The sequence below is a fragment of the Chitinophaga sancti genome, assembly GCF_034087045.1.
GTDB classification, from domain to species: domain Bacteria; phylum Bacteroidota; class Bacteroidia; order Chitinophagales; family Chitinophagaceae; genus Chitinophaga; species Chitinophaga sancti_B.
Window position 1 is genome coordinate 8161424 of the sequence record NZ_CP139247.1, and the last position, 17403, is coordinate 8178826.

A 17403-nucleotide genomic window follows, 5' to 3' on the forward strand; every position below is an offset into this window, starting at 1 on the left:
GAAAAATAAGCAATTAATTTGTAAGTACATACGTTTTGCCCTTTTGTGTCGGCAAATCATATAGTTGTGTAGATGAAATCTGCATAGGCGAAACCTTCGTGGCATTTTTTACAATCGGCTGTGCAATCTCCACTACCTCGTAAAATGGATTCGGGTTTTCCCCATTCGCTGTCACCAAACCCTTTCCCTTCAAAGCATTCGGCACTCGGATCCGGCAATTACCACCTAGGGTTGACAATATCTTCAGCTTCACCACTTTCCCATCTTTCCACTCCAACGCTGTAATGGTAAACCCACCCCTCGCCCTCAATCCATTCACATGGCCCTGCTTCCACTCCACCGGCAATGCGGGCAATAGCTGTATCGCCCCATCATGACTCTGCATCAGCATTTCCGTAATACCTGAGGTACAACCAAAATTACCGTCAATCTGGAAAGGTGCATGCGCATCAAACAGGTTGGTATAAGTACCCCCACCATGCTCCCCTACGGGTGACAACTGGTTTCTGATCAATTGCAATGCATGCGCACTATTCTGCAATCTCGCCCACCAGTTTACCTTCCAGCCCATACTCCAACCGGTGGATACGTCTCCCCTTTCCAGCAAAGTAGTATTTGCGGCACTATACAATTCAGGATGCCTGTAAGGAGAAATCTGGGCAGCAGGAAACAACCCATATAAATGAGAAATATGCCTGTGATGATCCTCCGGATTATCCAGGTCTTCCATCCATTCCTGCAACTGGCCATACTGCCCCACCTGCATAGGTGGCAGCTTACGTCTCACCATTTGTAAAGTATCGGTAAAAGCAGCATCCAGCTTCAATATAGTCGCAGCACGGATCGCTGCACTCAATGCATCAAATACAATCTGGTTATCCATCGTACACCCTGCATCAAAAGATACACCCGGTCTGATCTTCGGCGCATTCTCAGGCGAAGTACCGGGATTGATCACCAGCCAGTGATGTACAGGATCCTCCACCAGGTCATCTACAAAAAACAAAGCGGCTCCCTTTATTGCAGGATATACATCCCGCAAATAAACAGTATCACCATTGTATAAAAAACGATCCCAGAGGTGCTGACTCAACCACGCTCCTCCCATACTCCACACACCCCAGAATATTCTGTCTACAGGCCCTGTAATCCTCCACAGATCAGTGTTATGATGCGCTACCCATCCCCGCGCACCATACATAGTCCGCGCAGTATGCTGCCCTGTGACAGACAGTTCCTTCACCATTTGAATCAATGGCGTATGCATCTCCGGCAGATTATCTTTTTCTGCCGGCCAGTAATTCATTTCAGTATTGATATTGATCGTGTACTTGCTGTCCCATGGCGGCCGCATTTCCGCATTCCAGATGCCCTGCAGGTTAGCAGGTTGTCCACCAGGTTGTGAACAGGAAATGAGCAGATAACGTCCAAACTGGAAATACAATGCTACAAACTGCGGATCGTAAGTATGCGCGAAGTTTTTCAACCTTACATCAGTCGGCTCATTCGCCGCTGGCGATGTACCCAGGTCAATTGAGACCCTGCTAAAATAATGTTGATAAGCTGCTACATGCTCCTGCAATAACGCCGGAAATCCTTTAGTACTGGCGTGTTTCAGATAAACACCTGCTTTCGCTACCGCATCCCCGCTGATATCATTGTAGTTGATATAGTTGGTCGCAATAGAGATATAAATCAACGCCGTCGTTGCGCCGCTGACTGTGATAGCCGTATCATTCGCTGTGAGTTTTCCATTGGTCACAATCTTTGAGATCCCATAGAACACGACCTTTCCTTCTACGCCTTCATGACTATTGGTAATACCATGAATGGTCAGGGTATCGCCCCCTGCTTTGACAGGTGCATTTGGCTGTAATGTGGATAAGTATGCACTGAATGACAGACTACCTGCCTTACTACTGCTCAGTTGTACGACAATCGCCTGTGCTGGTACGCTGGCAAAGACTTCGCGGGTATAGGTCACACCATTTACGGTATAACGTGTAGTAGCTACAGCACGATCCAGATCCAGCTCCCTGTAATAACCGGTAAACTGGTCATGACCGGGAAAGGTTAAATTCAGATTGCCTACTGGCTGAAACATTTGCCCACTGCTGGTTTTGCATTGCATTTTTTCAGCAGCAAGGTCCTGTGCTTCTTTTTGCTTACCTTCAAAAATCAATCGCCTGATGGCTGGCAATGCAGCCAAAGCATCGGGGTTGTCGTTGTTGTTCGGACTGCCTGTCCATACAGTTGATTCGTTGAGCTGAATGATTTCATGAGCAGGATTGCCATAGACCATTCCACCCAGACGACCATTGCCGACAGGTAAGGCAGCTGTCCATACATTTCCGGCTGGTTGACGATACCAGAGTTTGAGACCAGGTTGCTGGGCAAAGGTTTGTAAGGCGAACAGACTGCTGAGTAGCAGAAATAGTTTTTTCATAACGCATGGATATGCGTATAAAAATAACCCATATTGTCAAAATGACAATATAAAAAGGATGAACGTCAACAATATCAATAAGCCGCCTTCATTTTTCGCACGAAATAAAGACAGACCTTTATCTATTTAGACAATTCATCAATCAATACCACATCCCAGGGCGCCAGGTTCTTCTCTATATACAACACACCGGCTGCACTGGATAAAACCTGCTCTTCATTCAACCCATTGGCTACCTGTTTCATTACTTCCACCTGGTCTCTGTTCAATGGCTCCGGACTACCGGCCTTCGTCCATTGAAAGATGGCATTACCATCTTCTTTTGACAAGATATCCACATTGAAACGGGCATCAGGATGCATATTTTGAATCTTGAATGAATATAATTTTGTCTCTCCCTTTGACATCATTGCAGTCACTGCTGCCCTATCTCCTCCAGATACGCCGGTTGTCACTGTCACAGGAATATTATAAAGAATGGCGCTGATCTTCTTTGAATCTTTATGACGGGTCACGACTATGCCATCTTTATTATACAACAACTCTTCGCCCAGCGCATTTAACATACGATAAGCATGGAATGCTGGTTTTGCAATACCATTGGCATTCATCAAGCCCTGACCGCCATGGAAAGTATCTTTGAGCTCCTCAGGTCCGTCTATGAATGAACTATAGAACACACCATTCACTAATCCAACAGCATCCACATTCTCTTTCACGATAAAAGCCGCTGCTGGCAAATCGTCACGCACCGCATCAGAAGCTATGGGGCTGGTGCTCCACCTGGTCACAAAGATTTCTGCCTGTGGAAAATTTCTGATCACCGTACCACGCAATGCTGTCAGATCCTTTGCCGTAGCGCCTAATTCACGGGGCTTACCAGCACTGTCTGATGGATATGGATGCGCTGTCACGAAATCAACTGCCAGTTGTTCCTGTCTGCAATAGCCCAGGAATTCATCCAGCCATGCCCCCTGTGTATCGCCAGAAAGCCCGCTGGTAGCAGGGCCGCCCACTTTAACTTTAGGCACTACCGCCTTCATGGCGGTTACGGTTGTTTTGTATAAAGTAAAATATTGTGTTTTGGTTCCATCCCAGAATGTACGCAGATCCGGTTCATTCCATGCTTCGAAATACCATTTATTCACTTCCTCTTCACCATACTTGCCCACAATGTGTTTGGTAAATTCTGTGATAAGGTCATTCCATTTTGTAAAATCTGTAGGTGGCACTACCCTTGCTTTCCAGCTGAACTGGGTAGCATCGCTGCCGGCGATATCTTTTGGAAAGAAGCTGAATGCAATAAATGGCTTCACACCCGCTTTGAGCGTTTTATCAAGCAGGTCGTCTACCAGGGTCCAGTTATACAGCCCCCCGTTATACACCCCCATGTCATCGTGAAAAATGCCTGTGAAACGTGCATACTTAAAGCCACAGGCTTTGGCCGCCACCGAAAGCTGGTCCCCCCAGACTGGTCTTGAAGCATCATTGGCCCTGCCGGCGCCAACCCCTTTGTTCCAGTGTGGTTCAAAGAATTTTCCAGGATTCTTAGCATCGATAATAAACGGAGGTTGTTCTTCCCATAATGCCATGCTTTTCACAGTTCCGGGCAAGACTGCACTGCCTGCTACAGTGATCAATGCCTGCTTTAAAAAATTTCTTCTTTCCATACGAATAGGGTTCTTTAGTGCTTTGGTCCCCCTGGTTGTGGCCATAGTTTTTCATGGGAATGCTGTTGGCGGCCGGGGTTCCAGTTCTATATTGCTTAATATATAATGATACTAAAGCCAATATGATATTAAATATACAGCTTTTTATTTACCACACAAGGGGCTTCACAAAATATTGGTTACTACTGTAATATGATAAATTATATTATTAAGTTATGACAGGTTAGGGCATAGAATGGTTAAAATAATATTATTAGGAATAAGGGAGGTTATTTACTGGTTTAAGTACTTTCTCTTTTAAAGCAGGGCGCCTGCCAGCAGGTGATCCAGTTCAATATTATTGTCTTCATCCAGGCCTGCCGGCAGTGGAAATATTTTAAATCATTCTATTCATCCAGGCCCCGGCCCCCCACGCATTCCTACTGCCGCCTTCCGCAAAGTGCATGGCATATTGCCAGCCAGCCTGAAAAATTAACAACGTGGTGTAATTTTTGCCGCTTGTATTCGCATGAAAATTTTCTGGCAATACATGCGCCCTCATCGCTGGATGATCGTGCTTTCGCTGGTGCTGGCAGGCATCGCCCAGGTGGCCACCATGTATGACCCCATTATCTTTGGTAAAATCATCGACAATTATGCATTGCACCCCGGTGACAGAACGGAAACCGTTCTAGTCAAAGGTGTGCTGTTCTGGCTGACCATCGCTATTTCAATAGCCATGGTTGCCAGGTTAGCCCGTTCCCTGCAGGACTTTGTGATGCGCCTTATCGTACAGCGCTTTGGTATGCAGATCTTCAACGATGGCCTGAAACAAACACTACGCCTCTCTTTCCAGGAGTTTGAAGAACAACGGAGCGGTGAAACTGTTGTACTACTTCAAAAAGTAAGAAACGATACTGAACGGTTTTTCAATGCGTTTATCAACATCCTGTTTTCATCTGTAGTAGGTGTAGGGGTACTCACCTGGTATGCCCTGCATAAAAACTGGATGCTGGTACCTGTGTTTTTCGTAGGCGTGGGTGTGTTAGGTACACTGACAAGTGCACTGAGCAGGAAGATGAAAAAAATTCAGCGCAGCATCAACAAAGAAACCTTAAAACTTTCCGGTTCCATCACAGAATCACTGCGCAACATCGAGCTCGTTAAGAGCCTTGGTCTTACCTTTCCGGAAATCAGAAGATTGCGAACATTTACTAAGAATATCTTCGACCTGGAAATGAAAAAAGTAAAACAGGTCAGAACCCTTTCATTCCTGCAAGGTACTACACTGAACATCCTGCGTCAATCTATTCTCTTCATTTTACTATGGCTTATCTTTCATAAAGTATTGAGTACAGGAGAACTGATTGCCATGCAGTTTATTTCCACTACCATCTTCGGACCATTGCAGGAGTTGGGAAATATTATTCTCTTTTACAGGGAAGCAGAAGGCTCCTTACTGTTATTTGATCAGCTCATGCAGAAACCTGTGGAAGATAAACCTGACACCCCGGTCACTTTAGGACCACTGGAAAATATCCGCTTTGATCACATTGTATTCCGCCACCAGACAGCAGAACAAAACGCCCTGGATGATATCAGTTTTGACGCCCAACTGGGAGAAACCATTGCCTTTGTAGGCCCTTCAGGATCTGGTAAATCAACACTGGTGAAACTATTACTGGGACTTTATCAGCCCGTATCTGGTCATATCTATTTCAACGAGGTGGCATCAGATGAAATTCATTACAACCAGCTGCGCAGACAGATTGGATTTGTATCGCAGGAAACACAATTGTTTGCAGGGACATTCAGAGACAATTTATTGTTTGTAAAACCCGATGCAACGGAAGAAGAAATGATCGAAGCCCTGCACAAGGCAGCTGCAACCCCCTTGCTCACACGCTCTTCACAGGGCCTGAATACCTTGCTGGGTGAAGGAGGACTAAAACTATCAGGCGGGGAAAAACAACGTATTTCCATCGCCCGGTCATTGATCCGGCATCCGCGATTATTGATTTTTGACGAAGCTACATCGGCACTGGACTCGCTCACAGAAGAAGCAATTACCGAAACAGTCAGGTCTATATCGGCCAGCAGAGAGCAGTTGAACATACTCATCGCACACAGGTTATCCACAATTATGCATGCAGATACCATCTACGTGCTGGAAAAAGGGAAGATCGTAGAGACAGGCACACATGACCACTTATTGACAATCAAAGGATTATACTACGCTATGTGGAGACAACAGATTGGGGAAAGGAGAGTGGTCAGCTGAGTAAGAATACTCGCGAATACTCATTATTTTTGCTAAATGACCCAAAAAAGAATATACCTTATCCTGTTGATTGTATCACTGTGTCTGCCAATGCCAGCTTATGCACAGTCAATCCTCATTGATTCACTACAAAACCTATTGTCCCGCAAGGACTTACCGCTGGAAGACCGGATAACCAGCACCATGATGATGGCGCGGATTACCGGGAATAAAGACATGAAAGCAGCCATCGTACTCAATCAGCAGGCGCTGGCCATGAGCACTGGCCTGAAAGACCTGAAATACCGGGCAAATATATTCAGCAATCTTACACAGCAATATGCGCTCGATGACAGCTTTTCATTAGCTACAAAAGCAATGGATAGCGCCTTATATCTCGCACGTAAATCGGGCGATAAGCAGGCACTGGGATTAGCATATTACCGCAAAGGATGGCTACATATCATAGAACAGCAGGAAGACAGTGCAACCCACTATTTCTTTGAAGCATTGCGGGTATTGGATGGACAAAAGAAATTAACCTGCGAGCCGGCCATCTATTACTTCACAGCTGCCACCTACGGCGACTGGAATGACCTGGATGCACAGGAAAAATATGCAAGGTTATCTCTCTCCACAGCCATGCAAACCCAAAAGCCGGATGACCTGGTGAATGGATACCAGGCATTGGGCACCTACCTGGAATACAAATACAGGTCGAAGATGAATGATACCTCCAAATACCTTCTTGACTCAGCGTTGTATTGCAACAGGATGGCATTGCTCATCATTAAAGCTGAGAATGGAAGATTGGTAACCCGAAGTGCACCCGCGTTATTATCGCTGAACACCGCCAATATGTTTGCAGAATACTGGCCGGAGCAAAAGGATAGTATCATGCATTATCTGTACATGGCCACTGAATATGCAAAGATCACGGAGCAGCAGGAAATACTGGCCAATTGCTATGGTATGCTAAGTGATATTGCAGTACACGATGGCAACCTGAAAGAGGCGGAAAACTTATTATTAACCGCCTTTTACACAGTAGAAAGTTATCCTGCAGGTGGCGCTCAGGTTAAATCTCATATCATGCAGGCACTGGCGAATGTGGCGGAGAAACAAGGCAATACGGCAAAGGCTTTAAAGTATTACAAACAATACGTTGATTTCTACCAACAGGCTTTTGACAAAGAAAGATTGTCTACCGCAAAACGCTTAGGTGCACAATACGAAGCAGAGAAAAAAGATAAGGAGTTACAGCTATTACAACAGAAAGCTTCCTTCAATAATGAATTGAATTTCTTCTACATTTCTTTAGCTATCGCTGCTATACTGGCCCTGATCTTCTTTTTCAGATCATATCATTTCCGTTTAAGAGCCAGCTTACAAAACCAGCAATTGTTAGAATTAGAAAAACATGATACGCAATTGCAACTTAAATTGGAAGCAGAAGAAAGAGCGAGATTAGAAACAGAGCAATTGCTCATGCAGGAAAGACAGGAACGATTACAAAAAGAATTGCTGGCCGGCGCCTTGCAGGTGGAAGAGAAGAATGAATTGTTGCAATCCTTACAAAAAAAGATCACCACCATATCCGGCACTGATCCGCTCTTGCGACAAATGGATCGCATCATTACTGATAGCCGGAAAATGGATGAAGAATTCGAAGCAGCAAAAGCTGATTTCAAAGAAATAGATCCTGAGTTCTTCAATCGCTTACAGCAAAAAGCAAAAGAGAACCTCACAAGATTAGATCTAAAATATTGTTCCTACATAAGAATGGGGCTCACCAACAAAGAGATTGCTTCCCGCCTGGCCGTAGAAGCGAAGAGTATCAGAATGGCACGCTACCGCTTAAAACAAAAACTAAATTTACCTAAAGAAGAAAGCCTCGACTTATTTCTTACCACCCTAATTTAAGCAGCCAGCATTGGAACCTAAGCAGCCCGGTTGCGCTTAATACGCTTCATTCTTTCAGCCGGCCGCAGGCCAACAAACGCCCAAAAAAATCGCTTTTGCCGAAGGTAAAAGCGATTTTTTTTCACCCTCCTATACAACAAACCTTCCAAACAAAAAATAGGCGATCGCCTATTTTTACCCCCACAGCCCCGCCCGCTGCTCGTAAATAATATGTTAATGCTGAATACTTTAACTAGCCATTAACTGATTTAAGTAACCATCTTCCTAATATTGTTAAAATAATAAAAAGCAGCCTGAAGCTTTTTATGGATTTGTTTTCATAACGTGGAATTATTATAAACGACTGCCTTTCCAGGCAGTCGTTTTTGTTTACTACCTTTGTCCTCACTTTGAGTACGCAACAATACATAACGTTATCACAACTGGCCGCCCACATCCAGGGTACCATCAAAAACGCCTTCTCCCGTCAAAGTAGCTGGATCGTGGCCGACATTACCAGCCACTCCTTCTACCCTGCCAAAGGCTACCATTACTTTGACCTGGTCGAAAAAGATCCCCGTACCCACCAGCTCACCGCCAAAATCTCCGCCACTGCATGGGGAAACGGCAGCCTGCGGATCAGGGATTTCGAAGCCACCACCGGTCAGCGTTTTGGCAATGACATGCATGTATTGCTACAGGTACAGGTCGAATACCACGCCGTATACGGCCTCAAATTGTCCGTGCTGGATATAGATCCCAGCTTCACCATCGGACAACTGGAACAGCAGAAACAAGCCACCCTGCAGCGCCTCGTGACTGAGTGTGGAGATATTGTTCAACAAATACCGGAAGGCTACCTGACCCGCAATAAAAAACTCTCCCTCAGCGCTGTCATGCAAAAGATCGCCGTCATCTCCTCCCCTTCGTCTGCCGGCTACCAGGATTTCATGCATACCCTCCAGGCCAACGCCCACGGGTATATTTTCCATACGGACAATTATTTCACGACCGTTCAGGGCGAAGCCAATGCCGCACAGGTATGTGCACAACTCCAGGCAGTCGAAGATGCAGGAAAACACTACGATGCAGTAGTCATCATCAGGGGCGGGGGCGCACAAACAGATTTATTACTCTTTGATCAGTACCAGCTGGGTAAGGCTGTAGCAGGATTTCCTATTCCTGTCATCACCGGTATCGGCCACCATAAGAATGAAACCATCACGGATATGATGGCCCATACTGCCACCAAAACCCCTACCCGCGCGGCAGAACTGATCATCGCCCATAACAGGCAGTTTGAAGATGCCATGATCAGTACACAAAAACAACTGATCATCCGGCTCCAACAATCCGTCTCTGGCAAACAACAACAATTGTCTGCCCTCAACAATGCAATTATCAACAGAAGCAGGGATGTGCTGATCCGGCAAAAAGAAAGCCTGATCAGGTATAACCAGTTATTACCACAGCAAGCCCGAAACCTGTTACTTAAACAACGAAACGGGATGATACAACTGTCAGCACAGATATTATCCAAGCCTAAACAATTAACGGCCTCGAGACTACAGGACCTGTCCTACCTCCGCCAAAACTTACATAGCTTCAGCCGTAAATTGCTGCAACAGCAGCAGCAAAAGCTGCAACATCACGAAACGGTTGTACGCCTCATGAGCCCAACGGCCTTATTACAAAAGGGGTTTGCACTGGTTTACTACCAGGGCAAACTGATTACAACTGCCACCGCCTTACAATCAGGAGAAGACATCACCGTACAAATGGCTGATGCCTCCGTACAGGCCACTATTCACACAATTAACTCAGATGGAAACGAATCTCACATATGAAGCGGCTTATAAAGAGCTGCAACAAATAGCCAGGGAAATAGAAACGGAATCCGTTTCTGTGGATGTGCTCGCAGCAAGAGTAAAGCGGGCTTCAGAACTGATCACTTTTTGCCAGACCAGGTTACGCGCCACCGAGGCAGAAGTTGAAAACATCATCCAGCAAATGACAATCTCCCAATAAGCCAGTAGCCATTTTCCGCCTGCCTTCGGCCGCCGAAAACAATCCCCCCGGATCTAAGAGATTTGCCTTCGACAAATCTCTTAGATCCGGCAAATCGCATAGATCCGCCAATTTCCCCTCAAAAAGGTAACCCTACCCTATTCCATTTTTAAGCTTCCCCCACTCCCACCAACATTACCAATTCCACTCCCACCAAACATTTTCCCCACAAATTCTGTTATTCCCTTTTTAATAATTTCATTAAAAACGGGTTAAAATCAACCGCCCGTCTTTAAACCATTCTCCCCATTATTGAAATTTGCAATTATTGACAAATAAAATGCGGACAAACAGCATCACATGAAGAAGCTCTTCCTATTGGCTGTAGTAACCAGTGTACTCACATGTATACACTACGTTGCTGTCGCCCAAACCAACTTCACCCTGGCAGCGGCTATCGATACCGCCAGAACTAACAGCCCGGTGCTTAAGGCCCAGTACATGAACATCGCCGCCGCACAGGCAGATGTCACTACCGCCAAACTCCGGCCTAATCCCAACCTGAATAACCAGACCTTACAACTGGCCAATTCTGCTCACTTCGCCCCCAATACCCGTTGGTCTTCCAACTCAAACCGACAGGTATGGTATCAGCTCACGAAACCTATTCAGTGGCCCAACCAGCGTAAGTACAAAATTGAAACAGCCTCAAAGGATGTTACAGTGGCGGACAATGAATACCAGGAAAACGTACGCAACCTCTCTCTCAACGTCGGTAACAGCTGGATCACCTGCTGGGTGCTCAAAAAACGGCTCGCCCTCCTGCAAGACAGCAAAGGCAACCTCGATACCCTCGTTAAGATCAATGAGCTGCGCTACAAAAACCAGGTGATCACTCAAACTGACCTCGCCCGTACAAAGGTGCTGCTGGATCAGTACAACCTACAACTCAGCGTATTCCAGCAAGATTACATGAATGAGTTACAAAACCTGCGCCTCCTTACCGGAATCCCTTCCAGTGTGGATATCGATACCCTGAGCGATGTACAGACTCTTGCCCCCAGCGCTACACTGGACAGCCTCATTGCCCAGACTATGGACAACCGCTCAGACGTCGCCCTTGTAAAAAGTGCCATCGACGAGCGCAACAGCAATGTGAAATACCAGAAAACACTCGCTGTACCACAACCCCAGTTAGGTATCATCTACAACCCGCAGAACGCTGTGCCTTACATCGGCTTCTATGCTGCAATCGATCTTCCCTTCTTTAACAGGAACCAGGGTGAGATCAAAAAGGCATACATACAGGCACAACAGGCAAACCAGGAACTGAATACCACCCAGCGTACGATCCAGACAGAAGTAACCACCGCTTACAATACTTACCAGCTGCAAAAGCAAAACCTGGCTAAGTTCAGCGGCATCCTCTCCCAGTCTCAACAGATCCTCGACAATGTAAAGTATGCTTACCTCCGCGGTGGCACCACCATCATTGACTTCCTGGATGCACAGCGTAACTGGTACGATACCCGACTGCTGTACTACGATGGACTGCAATCTTACTATCAAAGCTATATTCAACTCTTATTCGCTACGGGCCTTATAAACCAATTATAATTATGCAACGCATTACCGGATATTTTTTAGTGGCCTCCCTCCTGCTGGCAGGATGTGGTCAGAAAGAACACAAAAAAGAAGTGACGGACGATCCCGGTCCTGCCATTACCAACAATGGACAGCAGATCACCTTCCCGGATACTGCTTCGGCCAACTTCTTCACTACCGAACCTGTAGGTGACTCTGCCCTGAGTGGTACCCTGCACGCCCCCGGCAAGGTGGCGGCAACTGTAATCCGCTCCCAGGAAGGTGCGCAAAACGTTGTGTTGTTCGACAATCCAGACCTGGAAAGTGATTATACACAATTGGTACAACACAAGATCAATGTCAATCATATCGAAGAGATCAATATCAAGCAACGTAAAATAGAACTGGACCGTACACAGGACCTCTACGATCACGGTGCCGCCTCCGGCAAAGATCTGCTGGAAGCTAAATCCAGCCTGGCAATGGAACAAACCAACCTGGCAAATGAAAAAGCACAGCTGGTAGAACACGAATCCGGTCTGAAAGCGGGTGGTTTCGATCCTGAAATCCTGCGCGCTACCGCTCCTGGCAATGCCTTCGTGATCTGCGACATCCCCGAAACACAATTGACCAACGTAAGTAAAGGAACTGCCTGCACTGTTATACTATCCTCATTTCCCGATAAACCACTTGCCGGGAAAGTAGAGGCCATCGCCGATGTAATCGACAACGTTACCCGCATGGTGAAACTGCGTATCCGGCTCTCAGCCCCGGATTCAGAGATCCGCGCGGGTATGTTTGCGATGGTGAACTTCACCGTTACTGGTAATACGAAAACAGGTACAGGCTCCATCAATGTAATAAGAGATGCCCTCATCACTGCCGAAGGCCAGAACTATGTGTTTGTAAAAACAACACCTACCACTTTCGTTAGAAAACAGGTGAGCACTGGTCAGCAGATCGGTGACCGTATTTCAGTATATAATGGCCTTCAGAATGGCGACAATGTGGTGATCAAAGGTGTGATGCAGCTGAAAGGTTTAAGTTTCGGATACTAATAAAACCCTTAACCACAATGTTACAAGCACAGATCTATATAGATAAGGATGAAGTTCATGGCGCTCAGCCACTGTACGAATACATCGTACAGTTCCTCCTCAAGCAAAAGGTAGCCGGCGCTACTGCTTTTCGTGGAGTGATCGGATTTGGGGAACATCATCAGATGAAACGCCCTGACAGCATCTTCAGCTTCGATGAACCACCTATCATGATCACCTTCATCGATGAAGAAGAAAAAGTGCTGCACACACTGAAAGAACTGCGCAAGCGGATCACCAGTGGGTTCATCATCACCACCAAAGTAGAACGATTCCAGATTTGACCGAAATAATCCGACAATGATTCGTAACCTTTTAATATTTTCTCTAAAAAACAGGTGGGTGGTCATCCTCATGGGACTTGGCCTGATGGGTATCGGCTACTGGTGTTTTACCCAGCTCAAGATTGAAGCCTACCCGGATATTGCTGATACCAACGTTATCATCGTGGCGCAGTATCCTGGCCGCGCTGCTGAAGAGGTTGAGCAACAAGTGACCATCCCCATCGAAAGAGCGCTGCAAAATACGCCAAATGTACTTGACCGCCGTAGCCGTACTATCTTCGGCCTCAGCGTTGTACAACTTACCTTCACCGATGGTACGGACGATTACTTCGCCCGCCAGCAGGTGAATGAAAGACTGGCTGCCGCCGAACTCCCGGATGGCGTAACCCCGGAACTGGCACCCCTTACTACTGCCGTAGGTGAAATCCTCCGTTATGTAGTGGAAGCTCCTCCCGGTTATACACCCACCGAAATCCGTGACCTGCAGGATTGGGTCATCAAACCCTACCTGTTACAGGTACCCGGTATCGCGGATATCACCACTTTCGGTGGACCGCTCAAACAGTTTCATATCTTAACCGCTCCTGATAAACTGCGTAAATACGATCTCACCTTACAGGATGTGATCGATGCCGTACAAAAGAATAACCAGAATACAGGCGGTAACGTAATCAGCCGCGGTGAACAGGGATTTGCCGTACGTGGTCTGGGTGCTGTAAAGACAGAAGCCGACATTCGTAATATCGTACTCAAAGCAGCTAACGGTAACCCCGTTTACCTGCGTGATGTAGCTACGGTTGAAGTAGCCCCACCGCCACCAAGCGGTGTAATGGGCTATACTTTCAACGCTACGAAAACCAATGTGAGCAATGGCGTGGAAGGTATCATTCTGCTGCGCAGGTATGAGAACCCCAGTGAAGTGTTGAAGATTCTGAAAGATAGGATCAAGGACCTGGAAAGAGATGAACTGCCCAAAGGCGTACACCTCCGTACCCTGTATGACCGTAGCTTCCTCATCGATCACTCGCTGGAAACCGTAGGTCATACCCTGTTAGAAGGGGTATCTATCGTTGTGATCATCCTCATCTTCTTCCTGGGTAGCCTGAGAAGTGCACTGGTAGTAGCACTCACCATTCCGTTCTCCCTCCTCTTCGCATTTATACTGATGCGGTTAACCGGTATTCCGGCGAACCTCTTATCACTCGGTGCGATCGACTTCGGTATCATCGTGGATGGGGCCTGCGTAATGGCGGAACACCTGATACGAACGTATCGAACGGCGCCACCAGAAGAAAAGAAACGGGGTATCATTGCATTGACCCTCCGCTCTTCGCAGGAAGTAGGCCGTGAGATCTTCTTCTCCGTAACCATCATCATCCTGGCTTATATGCCTATCCTGCTGATGACACGTGTAGAAGGTAAACTGTTCTCTCCAATGGCGCTGACCCTGGCATTTGCAGTGATCGGCTCTATGCTGGCTGCACTCACACTCATACCAGTACTGATCTCCTTCGCCTTTAAGAAAGCATTTAATAATACAGATAAGCCTATGAAGGAGCACAAAAATATTGTGCTGGACTTCCTGAGCAAACAGTATGGTAAATTATTAAGCAAGACCCTGAAACGTCCGAAAACGACGGTGCTGGCAGGTTTTGCAGTCGTAGTGGTACTGGTATTATTCGGTGCGAACTTAGGTTCTGAATTCTTACCGGAACTGGATGAAGGTTCTATTTTCCTCCGTGGTAACTTCCCCGCTGGTATTACCATCCAGGAGAATGCGAAGTACTCTCCGAAGATCAGGGAAGTCATCGCTAAATATCCACAGATCGCCTTCGTTATCACCCAGGCAGGTCGTAATGACGATGGTACGGATCCTTTCCCAACCAACCGTAACGAAATCCTGGTAGGTCTGAAAGAATACAAACTGTGGAGCGATACCATTTCTAAAAAACAACTGGTTACTGATATCAGGCATGACCTGGAAAAAGCCATGCCTTCTGTGAAGTTCTCTTCCGGTCAGCCGATCATTGACCAGGTAATGGAAATTGTAACCGGTAGTGCGGCGGATCTCGCTATCTCTATCGTAGGTGACGACCTCACCATGATGCGTGCAAAGGCTGATACGATTGCTGATATCGTCAAACACATGCAGGGCTCTGAATCTGTGAATATTGAGCAGGAAGGCCCGCAGGAGCAGATTGCGATCAATATAAACCGTGAAAACGCCGCCCGTTTCGGTATCAACGTAGCAGATATCCAGGGTATGATCGAAGCAGCGATTGGGGGTAGAACCATCTCTACATTGTACGATGGAACCAAACGTTATGACCTCGTCATCCGCTATACGCCTGGTGAACGTAGTACGATCGAGTCCCTGAAAAACTTACAGGTACCATCCGCTACCGGTGCATTGATTCCAATGAACCAACTGGCAGATATCAGCTATGTACAGGGTCAGACGAACATCTATCGTTACAATAGTAAACGTATGGTGACGGTGAGAACAAATATCCGTGGTCGTGACCAGGGCGGTTTTGTAAGTGAAGTAGGTCAGAAGATCAATGCACAATTGCATATACCAAAAGGCTACTCCATTATCTATGGTGGTCAGTATGAAAACCTGGAACGTGCAGGTAAGCAATTGTCATTCACTATTCCACTTACGATCGTGATGGTGTTCTTAGTACTGTTTATCCTCTTCAGAAATATGCCGCAAACTGTTGTAACCGTAAGTTGTATCCTCTTTGCACTGGCTGGCGGTATCGTCGCCCTGCTGATCCGTGGGTATCACTTTAACGTATCGGCAGGTGTGGGCTTCGTAAGTATTTTCGGTATCTCTGTTATGGCAGGTGTACTTCTCGTTTCGGCTATCAACCGGCTACGGGAGAAACCGGATCATACCCTGCAGGACAGCGTATTCCTGGGTGCAAAAGAGCAGTTGAGCGCATTGTTATCTATCCTGATCGTAGCGATTGCGGGTCTGATTCCGGCAGCTACCTCTTCAGGTATCGGTTCTGATGTTCAGCGTCCTTTGGCAACAGTGATCATCGGTGGTCTGACAAGTACCTTGATCTTTGCACCACTGTTAATACCACCACTGTATGCATGGGTGGAAAGAAACAGGAAAGCCAAGACAGTGAATAAGGAAGATGAAGAACTAGAGTAAGTGTTAAAATGAGCAATACGGGGAACGGCCGCTTCGAAAGGAGCGGCTTTCCTTTTTAGCCCAATAAAACTTTCATGAAAGAAGGAATTCTCCAACGGGGGATGAAAACTATTATCAGAAAAAAGCCCCTCGTATTAATACGAAGGGCTTTTCTAATTAAATCCTTTAAACTTATTAGTTCTTCTTCCAGAATAACCCTGAAGGCTCACTCTCCAGCTCACATTTCAAATTCGCTTTATCTCCTACCTTCTTTGTAATATCAACGCCTCCTTCTGTTACATTCGCCACTGAAAAATTCTCATCTTCTACTTTAGTAACGACGATCTTACCCAGGGTCTTCTTCCGCTGCATCACCTTATCATTCACCGTAATCTCCGTCACCTCGTACACCCTGAATTCATCATTCACCTTCAGGCCCAGCAATGTACCTCCTGCTATCAACACCGAAGTGGCTGCACCCAGGCTATTCTTATCTTCGATCTCCGCTATGCTCACCGTCAGCTTAAAGTTCTCTTTCATAAACTTCTCTACCTGTGATTTCGCATCACTGATCGCCCCATCATATGCATTTTTCCCCTTACCACTCACATTCACGGTCGTAGTAGCAATCACTTCGCCACGCCCTGCATCTGTCACATTCAGTGTAAACGAGATCTCCGCCACATTCGTATTGGTCGTACCTACTATCGGTACATTGGTCTGTCTCATCTCCATGGTCGCTTTCGCAATACTTCCGGAGATAATAAATTGAGCACCAGCCGATTTGGATTGTTCAAAAGAAGTATCAGTTTGACCAACCACTGCTAAACGCTTGTTTTTCAGGAATACATCTGCCACCGCATCCTGGATAGCGGTTACATTGTTCGTATTCTGAGAAGCGTTGGACTGAAAACGGAGGATTCCCACCGTAGTTTTACTCTGAGCAAAAGCCGAAGCTCCAAAAATAAAGCTGGCAAATGTGAAAATTACACTCTTCTTTGTCATGGTTCAAAAATAAGGACTTCTATT

11 protein-coding genes are annotated in these 17403 nt (G+C 46.4%); 8 read left to right on the forward strand and 3 right to left on the reverse strand.

The annotated features are described in order from the left end of the window. Nucleotides 1-13 precede the first annotated feature (13 nt). Together SIO70_RS32685 and SIO70_RS32690 are read right to left on the reverse strand one after the other, a co-directional pair. Nucleotides 14-2446: a glycoside hydrolase family 95 protein gene (locus SIO70_RS32685; RefSeq protein ID WP_320578056.1), complete on the reverse strand. Its 2433-nt coding sequence runs from the start codon at nt 2444-2446 to the stop codon at nt 14-16. Nucleotides 2447-2568: 122 nt separating this feature from the next. Then, nucleotides 2569-4116: a GH39 family glycosyl hydrolase gene (locus SIO70_RS32690; RefSeq protein WP_320578057.1), complete on the reverse strand. Its 1548-nt coding sequence runs from the start codon at nt 4114-4116 to the stop codon at nt 2569-2571. 508 nt (nt 4117-4624) lie between these two features. Between SIO70_RS32690 and SIO70_RS32695 the strand changes: the two genes are divergently transcribed. The 8 genes from SIO70_RS32695 (at nt 4625) to SIO70_RS32730 (ending at nt 16395) form a co-directional block, all read left to right on the forward strand. Further along, nucleotides 4625-6376 carry an ABC transporter ATP-binding protein gene (locus SIO70_RS32695; protein ID WP_320578060.1) on the forward strand — a complete coding sequence of 584 codons (1752 nt, stop codon included), beginning with the start codon at nt 4625-4627 and terminating at the stop codon, nt 6374-6376. A gap of 36 nt (nt 6377-6412) precedes the next feature. Beyond that, complete coding sequence (locus SIO70_RS32700; RefSeq protein WP_320578062.1) at nt 6413-8278, forward strand: helix-turn-helix transcriptional regulator; 1866 nt, start codon at nt 6413-6415, stop codon at nt 8276-8278. Nucleotides 8279-8667: 389 nt separating this feature from the next. Next, the gene (xseA, locus tag SIO70_RS32705; protein ID WP_320578064.1) at nt 8668-10104 is read left to right on the forward strand and encodes an exodeoxyribonuclease VII large subunit; all 1437 of its coding nucleotides are present in this window, start codon (nt 8668-8670) and stop codon (nt 10102-10104) included. After that, nucleotides 10082-10285 (forward strand): exodeoxyribonuclease VII small subunit, encoded by a 204-nt coding sequence (gene xseB / locus SIO70_RS32710; protein ID WP_083720193.1) that lies wholly within the window; start codon nt 10082-10084, stop codon nt 10283-10285. The genes xseA and xseB overlap by 23 nt, the downstream gene beginning before the upstream one ends. A gap of 339 nt (nt 10286-10624) precedes the next feature. Next, nucleotides 10625-11881, forward strand: a complete 1257-nt coding sequence (locus SIO70_RS32715) for a TolC family protein (RefSeq protein ID WP_320578067.1) — start codon at nt 10625-10627, stop codon at nt 11879-11881. A gap of 2 nt (nt 11882-11883) precedes the next feature. Then, on the forward strand, nt 11884-12906 hold the full coding sequence (locus tag SIO70_RS32720) for an efflux RND transporter periplasmic adaptor subunit (protein WP_320578069.1): 1023 nt from the start codon (nt 11884-11886) through the stop codon (nt 12904-12906). Nucleotides 12907-12923: 17 nt separating this feature from the next. Further along, complete coding sequence (locus SIO70_RS32725; protein WP_320578071.1) at nt 12924-13229, forward strand: DUF190 domain-containing protein; 306 nt, start codon at nt 12924-12926, stop codon at nt 13227-13229. Nucleotides 13230-13245: 16 nt separating this feature from the next. Then, the gene (locus SIO70_RS32730; RefSeq protein ID WP_320578073.1) at nt 13246-16395 is read left to right on the forward strand and encodes a CusA/CzcA family heavy metal efflux RND transporter; all 3150 of its coding nucleotides are present in this window, start codon (nt 13246-13248) and stop codon (nt 16393-16395) included. A gap of 174 nt (nt 16396-16569) precedes the next feature. Here the strand turns inward: SIO70_RS32730 and SIO70_RS32735 are convergent, their stop codons facing one another. Then, entirely contained in the window at nt 16570-17379 is an 810-nt protein-coding gene (locus tag SIO70_RS32735; RefSeq protein WP_320578075.1) for a hypothetical protein, read from the reverse strand. Nucleotides 17380-17403: the final 24 nt, after the last annotated feature.